Genomic DNA, 16,870 nt, shown 5'->3' on the forward strand with positions numbered 1-16,870 from the left:
TGATGGTAGCTGGCCGCTACAACGTAACCCTCGATGAGGATAAATAAATGAGCATTGACCGTACCTCACCTTTGAAACCCGTTAGCACTGTCCAGACGCGCGAAACCAGCGATACGCCGGTACAAAAAACGCGTCAGGAAAAAACGTCCGCCGCGACGAGCGCCAGCGTAACGTTAAGCGACGCGCAAGCGAAGCTCATGCAGCCAGGCGTCAGCGACATTAATATGGAACGCGTCGAAGCATTAAAAACAGCTATCCGTAACGGTGAGTTAAAAATGGATACGGGAAAAATAGCAGACTCGCTCATTCGCGAGGCGCAGAGCTACTTACAGAGTAAATAAGCGTATGACTCGTTTGTCAGAAATACTTGACCAGATGACCACCGTCCTGAATGACCTGAAGACGGTGATGGACGCCGAGCAACAACAGCTTTCCGTAGGCCAGATTAACGGCAGCCAGCTACAGCGTATTACAGAAGAAAAAAGCTCGTTGCTGGCGACGCTGGATTATCTGGAACAACAGCGCCGTCTGGAACAGAACGCGCAGCGTAGCGCAAACGATGACATTGCAGAGCGCTGGCAGGCGATTACCGAAAAAACGCAGCATCTTCGCGACCTCAACCAGCACAACGGCTGGCTGCTGGAAGGGCAAATCGAGCGTAATCAACAGGCGCTGGAGGTGCTGAAACCTCACCAGGAGCCGACCTTGTACGGGGCTGACGGTCAGACTTCCGTCTCTCACCGCGGCGGTAAAAAAATTTCTATCTAATCATTGCCGGATGGCGACGTTGCGCCTTTCCGGCCTGAATGCCTTGTAGGCCTGATAGCACAGCGCTATCAGGCACTGAATTTACGCCGTCCGGCGAACAAACTCTTTCACTTTAAAGCCCAGCACGGCAAGCGCGGCGAAATAGGCCGCGATACCCGCGATCACTACCGCCATCAAACGTAGCAAACGCCATAGCATCGACCCTTGCGACCACTCCGGCATAATATGCAACACGCCGAACAATACGGCGGCCATCACCAGTACGGAAATGATCAGACGCATCAGGAACCACATCCAGCCCGGTTGTGGCGTAAAGATATTCTGTTTGCGCAGTTGCCAGTACAGCAGCGACGCATTGAGACATGCCGCCAGACCAATAGAGAGCGACAGTCCGGCGTGTTTCAGCGGTCCAATAAACGCCAGGTTCATTAACTGCGTCATGATTAACGTCACGATGGCGATTTTCACCGGCGTTTTAATATCCTGGCGAGAATAGAAGCCCGGGGCCAGCACTTTTACGACGATCAAGCCAATCAGCCCCACCGAATAGGCGATTAACGCCCGCTGCGTCATCGCCGCATCAAAGGCGGTGAATTTACCGTACTGAAACAGCGAGACCGTCAGCGGCTTCGCCAGAATGCCTAACGCTACCGCGCTCGGCAACGCCAGTAAAAAGCACAAACGCAGCCCCCAGTCCATCAGGCGGCAGTACTCATCATGATTGCCGCTGGCAAAGCTTTTCGACAATGACGGCAACAGGATGGTCCCCAATGCCACGCCCAGCACGCCGGACGGGAACTCCATCAACCGATCGGCATAGTACATCCATGAGACCGAGCCGGAGGCCAGAAACGAGGCGAAAATGGTATTGATGATAAGGGAGATCTGACTGACGGAAACGCCCAAAATCGCCGGCCCCATCTGTTTGACCACCCGCATCGCCCCGGTGTCGCGAAAGTTAATGCGCGGCAGCACCAGCATACCGATCTTTTTCAAATACGGAAGTTGATACACCAGTTGCAGCACGCCGCCGACGGTGACTGCCCAGGCTAACGCCAGCACCGGCGGATTAAAGTATGGCGCGGCGAATAATGCAAAACCGATCATGCTGATATTAAGAAATGTCGGCGCAAAAGCGGGAATGGAGAAGCGATTCCAGGTGTTGAGAATGGCGCCAACCAGTGAAGCCAGCGAGATCAGCAGAATATAGGGAAACGTAATCCGCAGCAGTTGCGTCGTCAGCGCGAATTTATCCGCAGTATCGGCAAAACCCGGCGCGGTTACCATAATCACCCACGGGGCGGCCAGCATACCGGCCACCGTCACGACGGCCAATGCCAGCGTCAACAGGCCGGAAACGTAAGCGACAAAGATCCGCGTCGCTTCTTCACCCTGCTTGCTCTTATATTCCGCCAGGATAGGCACAAAGGCCTGAGAAAAAGCGCCTTCGGCAAAGATCCGGCGTAGTAAATTAGGGAGTTTAAACGCCACAAAAAAGGCGTCGGTCGCCATCCCTGCGCCAAAAATTCTGGCGACAATCGCATCACGGGCAAAACCCAACACGCGTGAAAACATAGTCATCGAGCTGACGGCAGCCAGCGATTTCAATAAATTCATTTCTTTTGTATTCCAGACCCTGGCGTAAAACTCCTGCATGGCTGATCCATCGACCGGATAACGCAACTTCTGCCGTATCCGGCTGTATCACCGCGCCTGACGACGACGTTAAAACGTCTTATCAGGCCTTACAGACTCCCCACGGTTTGCCATTATTCACTGTGAAAAGAGGTATTATGTAGAGTGGGCATATATACCCGCCATACTTCGAGCTGCATGTGCGTTGGCTTTTCTGCAACTCGAATTATTGAGGGTATAGTACCTGGATTACGATGAATTACTACCGCCAGATGTTACAGAGGATTATTCGCTGATGGCGTCCCGCCACAGCGCCTCCACGACGCGCTGGGCCAAAATCGCCTGCTCCCCCGCCGTTTCCGGAACCGTCTGATTTTGTACGCAGTCAATGAAATGCCGCGCGCATCCGACAAAACCACGCTGTTCAAGCGTCGTTTGCCAACCCGGAATGGGTTTGATGAGAATACCCTGCCCGCGCTCTTCGCGCCATTCACGCATATCCGTCACGTCATACAGCCCGCCGTCGGTGACGGCCTGGACCGATTCACGCTGACTTCCGGCGCGCCGGTGCATACTGGTGGTAATTTGTAGTTTGTCGGCGGAAAAATGATGTTCCGCATAGCACATTTCGCCGGACTCGCTGGTGAGCAACGTGCCGCTGGCAAGGCGCGCCTCGCCGCCCGCCAGCCACAGAGCGGTATCCACGACATGCAGATAGTCATCGAGCAAAGTAAAACGTAAGTCGTGCGGCCCGACGCTATCGGTACGATGTTTATCCATACGCAGTGACGCCGCAGTGCCGAGGCGCGTCTTCAGTTCGCGGTACAGCGGCGCGAAACGGCGATTAAAGCCAACCATCAGCGTCAATTTTTTTTGCGCCGCCAGCGCCACCAGCCGTTCGGCATCACGTAGATTTTCCGCCAGCGGTTTATCCACGCAAACATGGACGCCGGCATTGAGAAGTTCGCTGACCACGGCATAATGGCTTGCGGTACTGGAGTGGACGAAGACCGCATCGCAGCCGGACGCTAAATTCGCCAGCGAATCCACATACGGTATGCGCCAGCTTTCGCAGATACGTAAGGCTTTATCCCGCGAAGGAGACCAGGCGCCCTGTAACGTCCATCCGGCGGTGTTGGTTAATACCGGCAGCCAGGCCTTCTGCGCAATACCGCCTAATCCGACAATGCCAATCCGTAATGTTCTCACATTACTCCCCCAGGTGAGCTAACAAAGAATCCAGCCGCTGCTTTAACTCCGCCACTTCGCTTTCCAGCGCTTCGACGCGCGACTGAAGATCGCCCGATGCACTTTCCGGCGCAGACGTCTGGAGAGACAGTTCATCGACGTCGCCGCAAAAAAGGTGCATATAACGGCTTTCGCGCTTACCCGGTTCACGCGCCAGACGGACGACATACGGGCCGTCCTCACGACTGGCAAGCCGTTCCAGCGTGGATTCAACTTCCGCCATATCGCTGAATTCATGCATCCGCGACGCCCGACTACGCAACTCGCCGGGCGTTTGCGCGCCGCGCAGCAGCAGCGTAGTGACAAGCGCCACTTCCGCCGCGCTAAGTTTCAGATCGCCAAATTCGGAATTACAGAAACGCTGTTCATATTTGGTGACGCGGTTGCCAAACCCGCTGACCGTACGCAAAAAGTGGCGTTTCACCAGGTTATCGAGCTGTTCTTGTACCTCTTGTTCCGTCAGGTTCATCACCGGTTCACGGTTGGTTTTCTGATTACAGGCTGTCACCACCCCGTTGACGGAAAGCGGATACTGTTCCGGCGTTGTCACCTGCTTTTCCAGCAGACAGCCAATCACTCGCGCTTCAGTGGCGGTTAATTCATATTTCATCGTTTTCTCCCTTTGCCTCTCATTCCGTAAGCCGCTCAACGCCCCGGCGTCCATAACGGCGTGGTTAACGCCGTCAGGACATGGTCGCGCCATTGTCCATCAATCAACAGGTAATCTTTCGCATAGCCTTCTTTCTCAAAGCCAAGCCGCGCCAGCAACGCGCCGCTACGTTTGTTGTGCGGCATATAGTTCGCCATGATACGGTGGATATGCTGAGTGCGCTGCATATAGCGAATCGCAGCGGTTAAGGCTTCAAACATCAGCCCCTGCCCCTGCCACTTCTGCGCAATGGAATAGCCCAGATAACAGGCATGAAAAGAACCGCGCACCACATTGGAAAAATTCGCCACGCCGATAATTTCTTTTTCTTCCGGATCAAGTAGCGCGAAATAGAAGGCGGAGCCCTGTTTGTGAAATTCACCGATCATTCCCAGACGCGCCTGCCATCCTGAAGGATAACAATGACTTTCATCACGGACCGGTTCCCAGGGTTTTAAAAAATGACGATTTTCCGCGTAATAATCGGCCAGACGCCAGGCATCACGCTCATGCACTAAACGTACCACCAGACGATCGGTGGTTAAGCGCACTTTTGGCACGTTACTACGATAGCCAAACATTCTATACCTACTCCTTCCTGTAACGTCTTCAGCACGCCAGTAACATTACTATACCTGCGCAACCAGGCTCTGTGAAAAGCGCAAATCGTCATTTTTTGAATTGCTGCCACATTTTGATGAAAACTCTCGATTAAAAAGGACTTTTGATAAAAAAATATTGTCCCGCTAACGGTAGGAAAAAACGAAACGCCGCCGCAGAATAGAAGACGCTCATCTTTTATTTCCCGGGAGGGGAAATGTCGCGCGTCTCGCAGGCGAGGAACCTGGGTAAATATTTTCTTCTCATCGATAACATGTTAGTGGTGCTGGGTTTTTTCGTCGTCTTCCCGCTCATCTCTATTCGCTTTGTCGATCAAATGGGGTGGGCTGCCGTAATGGTAGGGATCGCGCTCGGCCTGCGCCAGTTTATTCAACAAGGTCTGGGCATTTTTGGCGGCGCCATCGCCGATCGCTTTGGCGCGAAACCGATGATTGTCACCGGTATGCTGATGCGCGCCGCCGGCTTTGCCACTATGGGTATCGCGCATGAGCCCTGGCTCTTGTGGTTTTCCTGCTTTCTTTCCGGTCTCGGCGGTACGCTTTTCGACCCGCCGCGCTCAGCGCTGGTGGTCAAATTAATTCGTCCGGAGCAACGGGGCCGCTTCTTCTCTCTGTTGATGATGCAGGACAGCGCGGGTGCGGTGATTGGCGCGCTACTGGGAAGCTGGTTGCTGCAATACGATTTTCGTCTGGTCTGCGCGACAGGCGCTATTTTGTTCATATTATGCGCCCTTTTCAATGCATGGCTGCTTCCGGCCTGGAAGCTATCAACGGTCAGAACGCCGGTGCGTGAAGGAATGCGCCGCGTCATGAGCGATAAAAGGTTTGTCACCTACGTGCTGACGCTGGCGGGCTACTATATGCTGGCGGTACAGGTCATGTTAATGCTGCCAATTATGGTAAACGATATCGCCGGCTCGCCTGCTGCCGTGAAATGGATGTACGCTATAGAGGCGTGTCTCTCGCTGACGTTGCTCTACCCGATTGCCCGCTGGAGCGAAAAGCGTTTTCGGCTGGAGCATCGGCTGATGGCCGGTTTGCTCGTCATGTCGCTGAGCATGCTCCCCATCGGGATGGTGGGCAATTTACAGCAGCTTTTTACGCTTATTTGCGCTTTCTACATCGGCTCGGTTATCGCCGAACCGGCGCGCGAAACGCTCAGCGCGTCGCTCGCGGACGCGAGAGCGCGGGGAAGCTATATGGGCTTTAGCCGTCTGGGATTAGCCATTGGCGGCGCGATTGGTTATATCGGCGGCGGCTGGTTGTTTGATATGGGTAAAGCGCTTGCGCAGCCTGAACTACCGTGGATGATGCTCGGTATTATCGGCTTTATCACCTTTTTGGCTTTAGGCTGGCAATTTAGTCATAAACGCACGCCGCGCCGGATGCTGGAACCCGGTGCCTGATTTGATACCTGTCGCTATCTCCTCCATACTGGTCAGGAACCGACAGTCAAATGGAGGAGAAACGTGAAGCTTTATATTTACGATCATTGCCCTTTCTGCGTTAAAGCCCGCATGATTTTCGGCCTGAAGAACATCCCCGTTGAACTTAACGTGTTACAAAATGACGACGAGGCGACGCCCACCCGGATGATTGGTCAAAAGATGGTGCCCATCCTGCAAAAAGATGATAGTCGCTACCTTCCTGAGAGTATGGATATTGTACATTATGTCGACAACCTCGACGGCAAACCGCTGTTAACCGGGAAACGCAATCCAGCCATTGAAGAGTGGTTGCGCAAAGTTAACGGTTACGTTAATCAGCTACTGCTGCCGCGATTTGCAAAATCCGCTTTCGATGAATTTTCTACCCCTGCGGCGCGCCAGTATTTTATCCGCAAAAAAGAGGCCTCATCTGGCAGTTTTGACAACCATCTTGCGCACTCTGCCGGACTGATTAAAAAGATCGGCGATGATTTACGTTTGCTGGATAAACTCATCGTACAGCCTAACGCCGTTAACGGCGAATTATCGGAAGATGATATTCATCTGTTTCCGCTTCTGCGTAATCTGACGCTGGTCGCCGGTATCCACTGGCCGACAAAAGTCGCGGACTATCGCGATAATATGGCAAAGCAGACGCAAATTAATTTACTCTCCTCAATGGCTATCTAACGCCCGCCAGGCGGCAACCCTTTCTTGCCGCCTTTTTCAGCTTTTTCTAGTGGCGCCATGTCCGCTGGCGCGACATGCTGCTTTGTGTCAAGATTAGGGCATAGGCAACATGCTAAGGAACGCCATGAAAAAGTTTTTTTTTGCCGCTGCGCTGGTAGTTAGCGGCCTGTTAGTGGGCTGTAATCAACTTACGCAATACACCATTAGCGAACAAGAAATCAATCAAGCGCTTGAAAAACGGAATAATTTCTCAAAAGATATTGGTCTGCCCGGCATTGCCGACGCGCATATCGTATTGACTAACCTTGTCAGCCAGATTGGTCGGGAAGAGCCTAATAAAGTCACCCTTACTGGCGATGCCAGGCTGGATATGAATTCCCTGTTTGGCAGTCAAAAAGCGACGATGAAACTCAAGCTAAAAGCCCTGCCGGTCTTTGATAAAGAAAAAGGCACCATCTATCTTCAGGAGATGGAAGTAGTAGACGCCACCGTGACGCCGGAGAAAATGCAATCGGTGCTACAAACGCTCCTGCCTTATTTAAATCAGTCTTTACGTAGCTACTTTAACCAGCGGCCCGCTTACGTGTTGCGTGAGGACAGCAGTAAAGGCGAAGCGTTAGCGAAGAAACTCGCGAAAGGTATTGAAGTTAAACCTGGTGAAATCGTTATTCCTTTCACCAATTGATATCGAGGGCGCGCTCGCGCCCTTTTTTTACGTGCAAACGAAAACGTTTCCGCTTATCCTTTGTTTCCGGCAAAAAGACTATTCCTCAGCCGGAGCTTATTAATGACTGCACCATCCCAGGTTTTAAAGATCCGCCGCCCGGACGACTGGCACGTTCACCTTCGCGATGGCGACATGTTAAAAACGGTCGTACCCTATACCAGCGAAATTTATGGTCGCGCTATCGTGATGCCGAACCTGGCGTCCCCCATCACGACCGTTGATGCAGCGATCGCCTACCGTCAGCATATTCTCGATGCGGTGCCCGCCGGGCATGATTTCACGCCGTTAATGACCTGCTATTTAACGGATTCGCTCGATGCCGATGAACTGGAGCGTGGTTTCCATGAAGGCGTGTTTACTGCGGCTAAGCTTTACCCGGCCAATGCCACCACTAACTCCAGTCATGGCGTAACGTCAGTCGACGCTATCATGCCGGTACTGGAGCGGATGGAAAAACTCGGAATGCCATTACTGGTCCACGGTGAGGTGACCCATGCGGATGTTGATATCTTCGATCGCGAAGCGCGTTTTATCGACACCGTAATGGAACCGCTACGCCAGCGTCTGACCGCGCTTAAAGTGGTCTTTGAACACATCACGACCAAAGATGCCGCGCAGTATGTCCGTGACGGCAACGACTACCTGGCGGCTACCATTACGCCTCAACATTTAATGTTTAACCGTAATGATATGCTGGTTGGCGGCATTCGTCCTCACCTGTACTGTCTGCCGATTCTGAAACGCAATATTCACCAGCAGGCGTTACGCGAACTGGTTGCCAGTGGTTTTACGCGCGCCTTCCTGGGGACGGATTCAGCGCCGCATTCACGTCATCGTAAAGAGACCAGTTGCGGCTGCGCCGGTTGTTTCAACGCCCCCTCCGCCCTTGGCAGTTATGCCGCCGTGTTTGAGGAAATGAACGCGCTAGCGCACTTTGAAGCGTTCTGTTCACTGAATGGCCCGCAATTCTATGGCCTGCCGGTGAATACGGGGTGGGTGGAACTGGTTCGCGATGAACAACAGATACCGGAAAATATCGCGCTGGCTGATGATTCGCTGGTGCCTTTTTTAGCGGGTGAAACAGTACGCTGGTCAGTAAAAAAATAAAAAATGCGCTTACTTGTTGCTATATATTGGATTTAACTGTATATATATCCAGTATATTCAACAGGGGGCCATTATGCGTATTGAAGTCACTATAGCCAAAACGTCACCTCTGCCTGCCGGTGCGATTGATGCGCTGGCGGGCGAACTCTCCCGTCGTATTAGCCATCATTTTCCTGAGAACTTGGGTAACGTCACCGTACGTTACGCTACCGCCAACAACTTGTCCGTCATTGGCGCATCAAAAGAGGACAAAGAACGCATTAGCGAGATTCTCCAGGAGACCTGGGAGAGCGCTGATGACTGGTTCATCAATGAATAAAAAATGATATGCAGTGATGTATGTTTGCCGGGTCGCCCCGGCTTTTTTATTTGCGCAACTGATGAATATTTCGCCTGACCCTCAAAATAATTGCACAACATCCTAAAAAAATATGAATGAACTGCCGCTTTATTGTTCATATAATTCTTAAAAAGAGAAATTTATCCTCCGGTCTCTTTAAAAACGCAGTGAATAGCCTTATTAATTGGTATACTGAAGTTGCTTCAGAAGAAAAACACGCATTGAACCTCGAGAACCGTTGTCTTATAACACGTACCAGGGGGGCATGATGGAAAAGAATAATGAAGTCATTCAGACCCATCCGCTTGTAGGATGGGACATCAGCACCGTCGATAGCTATGATGCGCTGATGCTGCGTTTGCACTACCAGACCCCAAATCGTCCGGAACCGGAAGGGACTGAAGTTGGTCAAACGCTCTGGTTAACGACAGATGTAGCCAGGCAATTTATTTCAATATTAGAAGCCGGCATCGCCAAAATAGAATCAGGTGATTACCAGGAAAACGAGTATCGTCGCCATTAGCGTGACGCGCTCCCCCTCTCTCAGGCACCGTAAGGTGCCTCACTTATTTCTGGCTTGTATATCTCAGCGCAGTTATTTACCCTGAAATCATCGCGATAGCAGAGAGAAGCTGATGAAATACGACCTTATTATTATCGGCAGCGGTTCGGTTGGCGCCGCCGCTGGTTATTACGCCACCCGCGCCGGGCTAAAGGTCCTGATGACCGATGCGCATATGCCGCCTCATCAACAGGGCAGCCATCACGGCGATACCCGTCTTATCCGCCATGCTTATGGTGAAGGCGAAAAATATGTCCCACTGGTGCTTCGCGCCCAGGCGCTTTGGGATGAACTCTCCACACACAATGAAGAGCCTATTTTTGTCCGCTCCGGCGTCGTTAACCTCGGCCCGGCCGACTCCGCTTTCTTAGCCAACGTCGCACGAAGCGCGCAACAGTGGCAATTAAACGTCGAGCGCCTGGACGCGACGGCCCTCATGACGCGCTGGCCGGAAATTCGCGTGCCCGATAATTATATCGGGCTGTTTGAAACTGACTCCGGTTTCCTGCGCAGCGAATTAGCCATTACCACATGGCTTCGTCTGGCCCGAGAGGCAGGCTGCGCACAGCTATTTAACAGCCCGGTAAGCCATATTCACCATGATGATAACGGTATGACGATAGAGACGAGTGAAGGCTGCTACCACGCCAGCAAGGCGCTGATTAGCGCGGGCACCTGGGTCAAAGCGCTGGTACCGGAGCTGCCCGTTCAGCCCGTACGTAAAGTTTTTGCCTGGTTTAAGGCGGATGGACGTTACAGCACTAAAAACCGCTTTCCGGCTTTTACCGGCGAAATGCCCAACGGCGATCACTATTACGGCTTCCCGGCGGAGAACGACGAGTTAAAAATCGGCAAACACAATGGCGGGCAGCGAATACAGGCTCCGGAAGAGCGCAAGCCCTTTGCCGCCGTTGCCAGCGATGGCGCGGAAGCATTTCCTTTCCTGCGTAACGTACTGCCGGGTATCGGCGGTTGTTTACATGGGGCGGCATGTACCTACGATAATTCGCCGGACGAGGATTTCATTATCGATACGCTGCCTGGTCATGAGAATACGCTTGTCATCACTGGACTCAGCGGACATGGTTTTAAATTCGCCCCCGTGTTAGGAGAAATCGCTGCGGATTTTGCGTTGGGAAAAACGCCCTCCTTTGATCTGACGCCGTTCCGGCTTTCCCGTTTTAGCCAATAATTTGTCGGCCCCGTAAAGGGGCTGTTTATTAAGGTAAGCTATGCGTCGTCTCTTTCATTTTCTGATGAATAATATTCGCGAACATTTCATGCTTTACGTTATTCTTTGGTCGCTGCTGGCGGTGATGGATATTGTTTATCTCCTTTTCTTCTGATTGCTTTTCATTGACGTTAACTGACACTTCCTGAAAGTTCCTCACTTTTTATTTCATAACGTTGAAGCACGGCAATAATGCCAGTTCCTGCCGTTGCGCGGTTATCAGGGGGAAATATCTCGAAACTTCTGAAGCTGAACCGCAAACAACATCAAAATTATTGAAATAAAAATAAATATCATTCAAATTCTTATTTATAAGTTGCATTCGGCGCTTTTCCACGCCATTTTCATTCTCTCGTGAAATATTCATTGGTGTGTTTATGCAATTTAAAAATACTCCACAGCGTTATGGCGTGGTTTCCGCCGCGCTCCACTGGCTGACCGCCCTGGTGGTCTATGGCATGTTTGCGTTGGGTTTATGGATGGTCACGCTCAGTTATTACGACGGCTGGTATCACCAGGCACCGGAAATACATAAAAGTATTGGCATATTACTGATGATGGCGCTGATCGTGCGTATTATCTGGCGGCTTTATTCTCCACCACCCGTTGCGTTGACCAGCTATTCCCGTTTAACGCGCGCTGGCGCCGCCGCAGGTCATCTCCTCCTGTATCTCCTGCTCTTTGCGATAATCATTAGCGGCTACCTGATTTCCACCGCCGACGGTAAACCGATTAGCGTCTTTGGCTGGTTTGAGATTCCGGCCACGCTTACGGACGCGGGCGCGCAGGCTGACATCGCCGGAACGCTGCATCTGTGGTTTGCCTGGTCGCTGGTCATTATCTCGCTCTCGCATGGGGTTATGGCGCTAAAACACCATTTCATCGATAAAGACGACACACTGAAACGTATGACAGGAATGTCGTCATCTGACTATGGAGCTCAAAAATGAAAAAAAACCTGCTGGGATTCACCCTCGCATCCTTGTTATTCACGACCGGTTCCGCCGTGGCGGCGGAGTATAAAATTGATAAAGAAGGCCAACATGCGTTCGTCAATTTCCGCATTCAGCATCTGGGCTACAGCTGGCTATACGGCACCTTTAAAGATTTCGACGGCACGTTTACTTTTGACGAAAAAAATCCGTCGGCAGACAAAGTGAACGTGACCATTAACACCAATAGCGTCGACACTAACCATGCCGAACGTGACAAACACCTGCGTAGCGCGGAATTTCTTAATGCTGCGAAATTCCCGCAGGCAACCTTCACCTCTACCAGCGTGAAAAAAGAGGGCGATGAACTGGATATTACCGGCAATCTGACGCTCAATGGCGTGACTAAACCGGTGACGCTGGAAGCGAAGCTGATGGGCCAGGGCGACGATCCGTGGGGCGGTAAGCGCGCGGGCTTTGAGGCCGAAGGAAAAATTAAGCTGAAGGATTTCAATATAACTACCGATCTCGGCCCGGCCTCACAAGAGGTTGAGCTTATCATCTCAGTAGAAGGCGTTCAGCAGAAGTAACGCCTGGCGAAATGCTGGATAGCGGCCTTTACGCGGCTATCCGGCAAAATATTACTCAGCTGGATCGGGAATGCTCAGTTTGCTATTAAGCCGACCACGCGATTTATTAAAAATTTTGTTGCCGTTCTCGCGACCCGCACGACGTCGGCGCTGTTCTTCCTCCGGCAAGGCCAACTCTTCACAGCATTGTTCACTACAGCAGCCGTTAAATTTACTGGCGCACTGCGGACACTGGATAAACAGCAGATGGCAACCGTCATTTTTGCAGTTGGTATGGCTATCGCAGGGCGCGCCGCACTGATGGCAATGCGCGATAACCTCATCCGAGATTCGTTCGCCCATTCGCTCATCAAATACAAAATTTTTGCCGATAAAGCGAACGGGAAGCCCCTGCTCGCGCGCGCGACGGGCGTACTCAATGATGCCACCCTCAATATGCCAGACTTTATTGAAACCGTTGTGTTTCATCCAGGCGCTGGCTTTCTCACAACGAATACCGCCGGTACAGTACATCACTATCTTTTTATCTGCATGTTCCCGCAGCATTTCAACCGCTTTTGGCAACTGTTCACGAAACGTATCCGCCGGGATTTCCAGAGCATTTTCGAAATGGCCGACTTCATACTCATAGTGGTTGCGCATATCAATAAAGACCGCGTCAGGATCGTCCAGCATCGCATTCACATCTGCCGCCTTCAGATAATCGCCGACATTACTGGCGTCAAAAGTCGGATCGTCAATACCGTCAGCAACGATACGGTCGCGAACTTTCATACGCAGCACCCAAAATGACTTTCCGTCATCCTCCAGAGCGATATTTAAACGCAGCCCGTCCAGCGCGGGGTCGAACGTATAAAGCTGTTGACGAAACGTCTCGAGCTTGCTTTGCGGCACGCTGATTTGCGCATTGATGCCTTCATGCGCCAGGTAAACGCGACCAAAAACGTCCAACGCCGTAAACACCTGATACAACGCGTCCCGCGTCTGTTGCGGCGAGGCGATTGTGAAATATTTATAAAAAGAAATTGTCGTACGCGGCTCGCTTTCCGCCAGCATTTTGGCTTTCAGCTCGTCATTAGAGATGCGGTTGTGTAACACTGGCATGGTGTACGTATCCTGCAATCAGCAAAAAATAAAGTGGGCAGGCATGATAAGGCAAGTCTCGCCAATTTACATCCACACATTTTGCGCTACATTTCCTGCTTTACACTAAATAATTAACAACAATTGTCGATTTAATCGCCACTCTCCTGCTACATATTTTTGCTCAACGCAAAAAGATGCGAGAATACGGGGAATTGTTCGTTGAAAGACAGGATAGAAATGACGAAGTTGCCTAAGTTCTCCGTGGCCTTACTGCACCCGCGCTATTGGTTAACCTGGTTGGGTATAGGCGCGCTTTGGTTGGTCGTGCAACTCCCCTACCCGGTCATCTATAAATTGGGTTGCGCATTGGGCCACCTGGCGCGACGCGTAATGAAACGCCGCGCAAAAATCGCCTATCGCAACCTTGAATTATGCTTTCCGGAAATGAGCGCGCAGGAACGCCACACCATGGTGGTCAAAAACTTTGAATCCGTCGGTATGGGCGTGATGGAAACCGGCATGGCCTGGTTCTGGCCCGATCGGCGAGTGAACCGCTGGATGGAAGCGAGCGGTCTGGAGCATATCCGTGAAGTTAAGGCGCAGGGACTGGGGTTCATTCTGGTAGGAATACATTTCCTTACCCTTGAGTTTGGCGCCCGCATGTTTGGTATGCATAACCCGGGGATCGGGGTTTATCGCCCGAATGATAATCCGTTGCTCGACTGGTTACAGACCTGGGGACGCTTACGCTCCAATAAATCGATGTTGGATCGCAAAGATCTGAAAGGCATGGTTAAGGCATTGAAAAGCGGCGAATTGATCTGGTATGCGCCGGATCACGATTATGGCCCGCGCGCCAGCGTTTTTGTACCATTATTCGCTGTCGACCAGGCTGCCACGACCTCCGGTACCTGGATGCTCGCGCGCATGTCTAAAGCCTGTATTATCCCCTTCGTGCCTCGCCGTAAACCCGATGGGAAAGGCTACGAACTGATCATTCTTCCTGCGGAATATTCGCCTCCACTGGAGAGCGCAGAAGCGACTGCCGCATGGATGAATAAGATTGTTGAGCAGTGCATTATGATGGCGCCAGAGCAGTATATGTGGCTGCATCGCCGCTTTAAAACTCGCCCTGAAGGCGTACCGTCGCGCTATTGACAGGATTGCAGCCGTCAGGCTGCAATTTTTCCCCTCTTTTAGCTTTAAAAGCTCCCCACATTGCGAGGCTGGTAAGGTCGGCGCATAATTATAATTAGTACGCTCATAATTAAATTGATGATAGCGCAAACCGCGCATCATACTGTGGAACGCTATGTCACCCTCTGATGTCCCCATAAACTGGAAACGCAATCTAACCGTTACCTGGCTGGGCTGTTTTTTAACCGGCGCGGCATTCAGCCTGGTCATGCCTTTTCTCCCTCTCTACGTTGAGCAACTCGGCGTAACAGGCCATAGCGCGCTCAACATGTGGTCCGGGCTGGTCTTTAGTATTACGTTCCTCTTTTCAGCTATCGCTTCCCCTTTTTGGGGCGGCCTGGCGGATCGTAAAGGGCGTAAGATCATGCTGTTGCGTTCCGCTCTCGGCATGGCCATTGTGATGCTGTTAATGGGCATGGCGCAAAATATCTGGCAATTTCTGATCCTCCGCGCGTTATTAGGCCTGCTGGGCGGATTTATTCCCAACGCCAATGCGCTCATCGCCACTCAGGTGCCGCGCCATAAAAGCGGCTGGGCGTTAGGGACGCTCTCTACTGGCGGCGTCAGCGGCGCTCTGCTTGGCCCACTTGCGGGCGGTCTGCTCGCCGACCATTACGGCCTTCGCCCGGTCTTTTTTATTACCGCCAGCGTGTTGTTTATCTGTTTTCTGCTCACCTTCTTTTTTATTCGCGAGAATTTCCTGCCGGTGAGCAAAAAAGAGATGCTTCACGTTCGGGAAGTGGTCGCCTCGTTAAAAAATCCCCGCCTGGTGTTAAGTCTGTTTGTCACCACGCTGATTATTCAGGTGGCGACGGGGTCTATTGCGCCCATCCTGACGCTCTATGTGCGCGAACTCGCGGGAAATGTCAGTAATATTGCGTTCATTAGCGGGATGATAGCGTCCGTTCCCGGCGTGGCGGCATTACTTAGCGCCCCCCGACTAGGCAAGCTCGGCGACAGAATTGGCCCGGAAAAGATCCTTATCGTCGCGCTGATTATTTCCGTACTGCTGCTGATTCCAATGTCTTTTGTGCAAACGCCGTGGCAGCTCGCGCTATTGCGGTTTCTGCTTGGCGCGGCGGATGGCGCGCTGCTGCCAGCCGTTCAAACTCTGCTGGTTTACAACTCTACCAACCAGATAGCCGGTCGCATATTCAGTTACAACCAATCTTTCCGCGATATCGGCAACGTCACCGGCCCTCTCATGGGCGCCGCAATTTCCGCGAGCTATGGCTTCCGCGCCGTATTCTGCGTCACGGCAGGCGTGGTGTTGTTCAATGCTATCTATTCATGGAACAGCTTACGACGGCGCAGACTGGCAATAGAATGATTTTTGCGCTTTCATACTTGCAATATCACATAATCAGCTATTCTTTCCCTAAATACCTCGTCAAATCAAAGGGAGACACTGATGACCATGTATGCCACGCTGGAAGAAGCTATCGATGCAGCCCGGGAAGAATTTCTGGCTGACCATCCAGGCCTCGAACAAGATGAAGCGAATGTGCAGCAGTTCAACGTTCAGAAATATGTACTGCAGGATGGGGACATCATGTGGCAGGTCGAATTTTTCGCCGATGAAGGTGAAGATGGCGAATGTCTGCCGATGCTGAGTGGTGAAGCCGCGCAGAGCGTGTTTGACGGCGATTATGATGAGATAGAGATCCGCCAGGAATGGCAGGAAGAGAATACCTTGCATGAATGGGATGAGGGGGAATTCCAGCTTGAACCCCCGCTCGATACCGAGGAAGGCCGTACTGCGGCAGACGAATGGGATGAGCGTTAATTACTCATAAGGCCCGTGGTGAATATCGAGCGGCAGTAACAGTGTATCGAAGATCAGTGAGAAGGGCAGATCGAGGATAGTGATATAGCGCCATGCGGAATCACGCATATCCCACTGCACGCCAGGGTAATACTGGTTGCCGTGTCCTTGTCCGGGGATCGTTCTGCTGATAATACTGCCGCAGCCGCTCAGGGTAATCACCATTATGCTCACCGCGAATATACGCACCTGATACCTCATTTCACTATAAAAATACCGGCATCACGCCGGTATTT

Annotated in this window: 21 protein-coding genes; 15 read left to right on the forward strand and 6 right to left on the reverse strand. The window is 51.9% G+C overall.

Features of this window, described 5'->3' with window-relative positions; translation table 11 throughout:
- The first annotated feature begins 47 nt into the window (after window positions 1–47).
- Window positions 48–341, forward strand: coding sequence for a flagellar biosynthesis anti-sigma factor FlgM (flgM, locus tag NA389_RS11090; protein ID WP_000020893.1), 294 nt, complete (start codon window positions 48–50; stop codon window positions 339–341).
- A 4-nt stretch (window positions 342–345) separates the two neighbouring features.
- The gene (gene flgN, locus NA389_RS11095) at window positions 346–768 is read left to right on the forward strand and encodes a flagella biosynthesis chaperone FlgN (RefSeq protein ID WP_000197547.1); all 423 of its coding nucleotides are present in this window, start codon (window positions 346–348) and stop codon (window positions 766–768) included.
- Between the two features lie 81 nt (window positions 769–849).
- On the opposite strand, the gene murJ is transcribed toward flgN, so the two are convergent.
- The 4 genes from murJ to rimJ all read right to left on the reverse strand — a co-directional run bounded on the left by murJ (window position 850) and on the right by rimJ (window position 4,881).
- On the reverse strand, window positions 850–2,385 hold the full coding sequence (murJ, locus tag NA389_RS11100) for a murein biosynthesis integral membrane protein MurJ (RefSeq protein ID WP_001537775.1): 1,536 nt from the start codon (window positions 2,383–2,385) through the stop codon (window positions 850–852).
- Between the two features lie 303 nt (window positions 2,386–2,688).
- Window positions 2,689–3,612, reverse strand: coding sequence for a Gfo/Idh/MocA family protein (locus NA389_RS11105; protein ID WP_001259728.1), 924 nt, complete (start codon window positions 3,610–3,612; stop codon window positions 2,689–2,691).
- Window position 3,613: 1 nt separating this feature from the next.
- A complete protein-coding gene (locus tag NA389_RS11110) occupies window positions 3,614–4,261 on the reverse strand; it encodes a YceH family protein (RefSeq protein ID WP_000873047.1) in 648 nt (215 codons plus the stop codon).
- Between the two features lie 35 nt (window positions 4,262–4,296).
- Window positions 4,297–4,881: a ribosomal protein S5-alanine N-acetyltransferase gene (rimJ, locus tag NA389_RS11115; protein WP_000468204.1), complete on the reverse strand. Its 585-nt coding sequence runs from the start codon at window positions 4,879–4,881 to the stop codon at window positions 4,297–4,299.
- 236 nt (window positions 4,882–5,117) lie between these two features.
- Here rimJ and mdtH point away from each other — a divergent pair, with 236 nt between their 5' ends.
- The 10 genes from mdtH (at window position 5,118) to NA389_RS11165 (ending at window position 12,526) form a co-directional block, all read left to right on the forward strand.
- The gene (gene mdtH / locus NA389_RS11120; RefSeq protein WP_000092178.1) at window positions 5,118–6,326 is read left to right on the forward strand and encodes a multidrug efflux MFS transporter MdtH; all 1,209 of its coding nucleotides are present in this window, start codon (window positions 5,118–5,120) and stop codon (window positions 6,324–6,326) included.
- A 63-nt stretch (window positions 6,327–6,389) separates the two neighbouring features.
- Window positions 6,390–7,037: a glutaredoxin 2 gene (gene grxB / locus NA389_RS11125; protein WP_000780893.1), complete on the forward strand. Its 648-nt coding sequence runs from the start codon at window positions 6,390–6,392 to the stop codon at window positions 7,035–7,037.
- A gap of 124 nt (window positions 7,038–7,161) precedes the next feature.
- Window positions 7,162–7,722: a lipoprotein gene (locus NA389_RS11130; RefSeq protein ID WP_000713058.1), complete on the forward strand. Its 561-nt coding sequence runs from the start codon at window positions 7,162–7,164 to the stop codon at window positions 7,720–7,722.
- A gap of 102 nt (window positions 7,723–7,824) precedes the next feature.
- Window positions 7,825–8,871, forward strand: a complete 1,047-nt coding sequence (gene pyrC, locus NA389_RS11135) for a dihydroorotase (RefSeq protein WP_000126577.1) — start codon at window positions 7,825–7,827, stop codon at window positions 8,869–8,871.
- A gap of 73 nt (window positions 8,872–8,944) precedes the next feature.
- Window positions 8,945–9,190: a DNA damage-inducible protein I gene (dinI, locus tag NA389_RS11140; RefSeq protein ID WP_001217763.1), complete on the forward strand. Its 246-nt coding sequence runs from the start codon at window positions 8,945–8,947 to the stop codon at window positions 9,188–9,190.
- Window positions 9,191–9,479: 289 nt separating this feature from the next.
- Entirely contained in the window at window positions 9,480–9,734 is a 255-nt protein-coding gene (gene bssS / locus NA389_RS11145) for a biofilm formation regulator BssS (protein ID WP_000414441.1), read from the forward strand.
- Between the two features lie 112 nt (window positions 9,735–9,846).
- The gene (gene solA / locus NA389_RS11150; protein ID WP_079917083.1) at window positions 9,847–10,965 is read left to right on the forward strand and encodes an N-methyl-L-tryptophan oxidase; all 1,119 of its coding nucleotides are present in this window, start codon (window positions 9,847–9,849) and stop codon (window positions 10,963–10,965) included.
- Window positions 10,966–11,005: 40 nt separating this feature from the next.
- A complete protein-coding gene (locus NA389_RS11155) occupies window positions 11,006–11,119 on the forward strand; it encodes a YceO family protein (protein ID WP_001253282.1) in 114 nt (37 codons plus the stop codon).
- A gap of 262 nt (window positions 11,120–11,381) precedes the next feature.
- Window positions 11,382–11,954, forward strand: coding sequence for a cytochrome b (locus NA389_RS11160; protein ID WP_001159784.1), 573 nt, complete (start codon window positions 11,382–11,384; stop codon window positions 11,952–11,954).
- A complete protein-coding gene (locus tag NA389_RS11165; protein WP_000739884.1) occupies window positions 11,951–12,526 on the forward strand; it encodes a YceI family protein in 576 nt (191 codons plus the stop codon). Before NA389_RS11160 ends, NA389_RS11165 begins: the two co-directional genes overlap by 4 nt.
- Before the next feature lie 51 nt (window positions 12,527–12,577).
- Here the strand turns inward: NA389_RS11165 and trhO are convergent, their stop codons facing one another.
- Window positions 12,578–13,630 carry an oxygen-dependent tRNA uridine(34) hydroxylase TrhO gene (gene trhO, locus NA389_RS11170; RefSeq protein ID WP_001144629.1) on the reverse strand — a complete coding sequence of 351 codons (1,053 nt, stop codon included), beginning with the start codon at window positions 13,628–13,630 and terminating at the stop codon, window positions 12,578–12,580.
- 219 nt (window positions 13,631–13,849) lie between these two features.
- Here trhO and NA389_RS11175 point away from each other — a divergent pair, with 219 nt between their 5' ends.
- The 3 genes from NA389_RS11175 to NA389_RS11185 all read left to right on the forward strand — a co-directional run bounded on the left by NA389_RS11175 (window position 13,850) and on the right by NA389_RS11185 (window position 16,595).
- Window positions 13,850–14,770 carry a Kdo(2)-lipid IV(A) acyltransferase gene (locus NA389_RS11175; protein ID WP_000163973.1) on the forward strand — a complete coding sequence of 307 codons (921 nt, stop codon included), beginning with the start codon at window positions 13,850–13,852 and terminating at the stop codon, window positions 14,768–14,770.
- A gap of 154 nt (window positions 14,771–14,924) precedes the next feature.
- Window positions 14,925–16,139 carry a multidrug efflux MFS transporter MdtG gene (mdtG, locus tag NA389_RS11180; protein WP_000075053.1) on the forward strand — a complete coding sequence of 405 codons (1,215 nt, stop codon included), beginning with the start codon at window positions 14,925–14,927 and terminating at the stop codon, window positions 16,137–16,139.
- 81 nt (window positions 16,140–16,220) lie between these two features.
- Entirely contained in the window at window positions 16,221–16,595 is a 375-nt protein-coding gene (locus NA389_RS11185) for a MysB family protein (RefSeq protein WP_000180050.1), read from the forward strand.
- On the opposite strand, the gene NA389_RS11190 is transcribed toward NA389_RS11185, so the two are convergent.
- Entirely contained in the window at window positions 16,596–16,823 is a 228-nt protein-coding gene (locus NA389_RS11190; protein WP_001217832.1) for a YceK/YidQ family lipoprotein, read from the reverse strand.
- Between the last annotated feature and the right edge of the window lie 47 nt (window positions 16,824–16,870).

Origin of the sequence: Salmonella sp. NW645 (genome assembly GCF_051703725.1) — a bacterium.
In the GTDB taxonomy this organism is placed as follows: domain Bacteria; phylum Pseudomonadota; class Gammaproteobacteria; order Enterobacterales; family Enterobacteriaceae; genus Salmonella; species Salmonella enterica.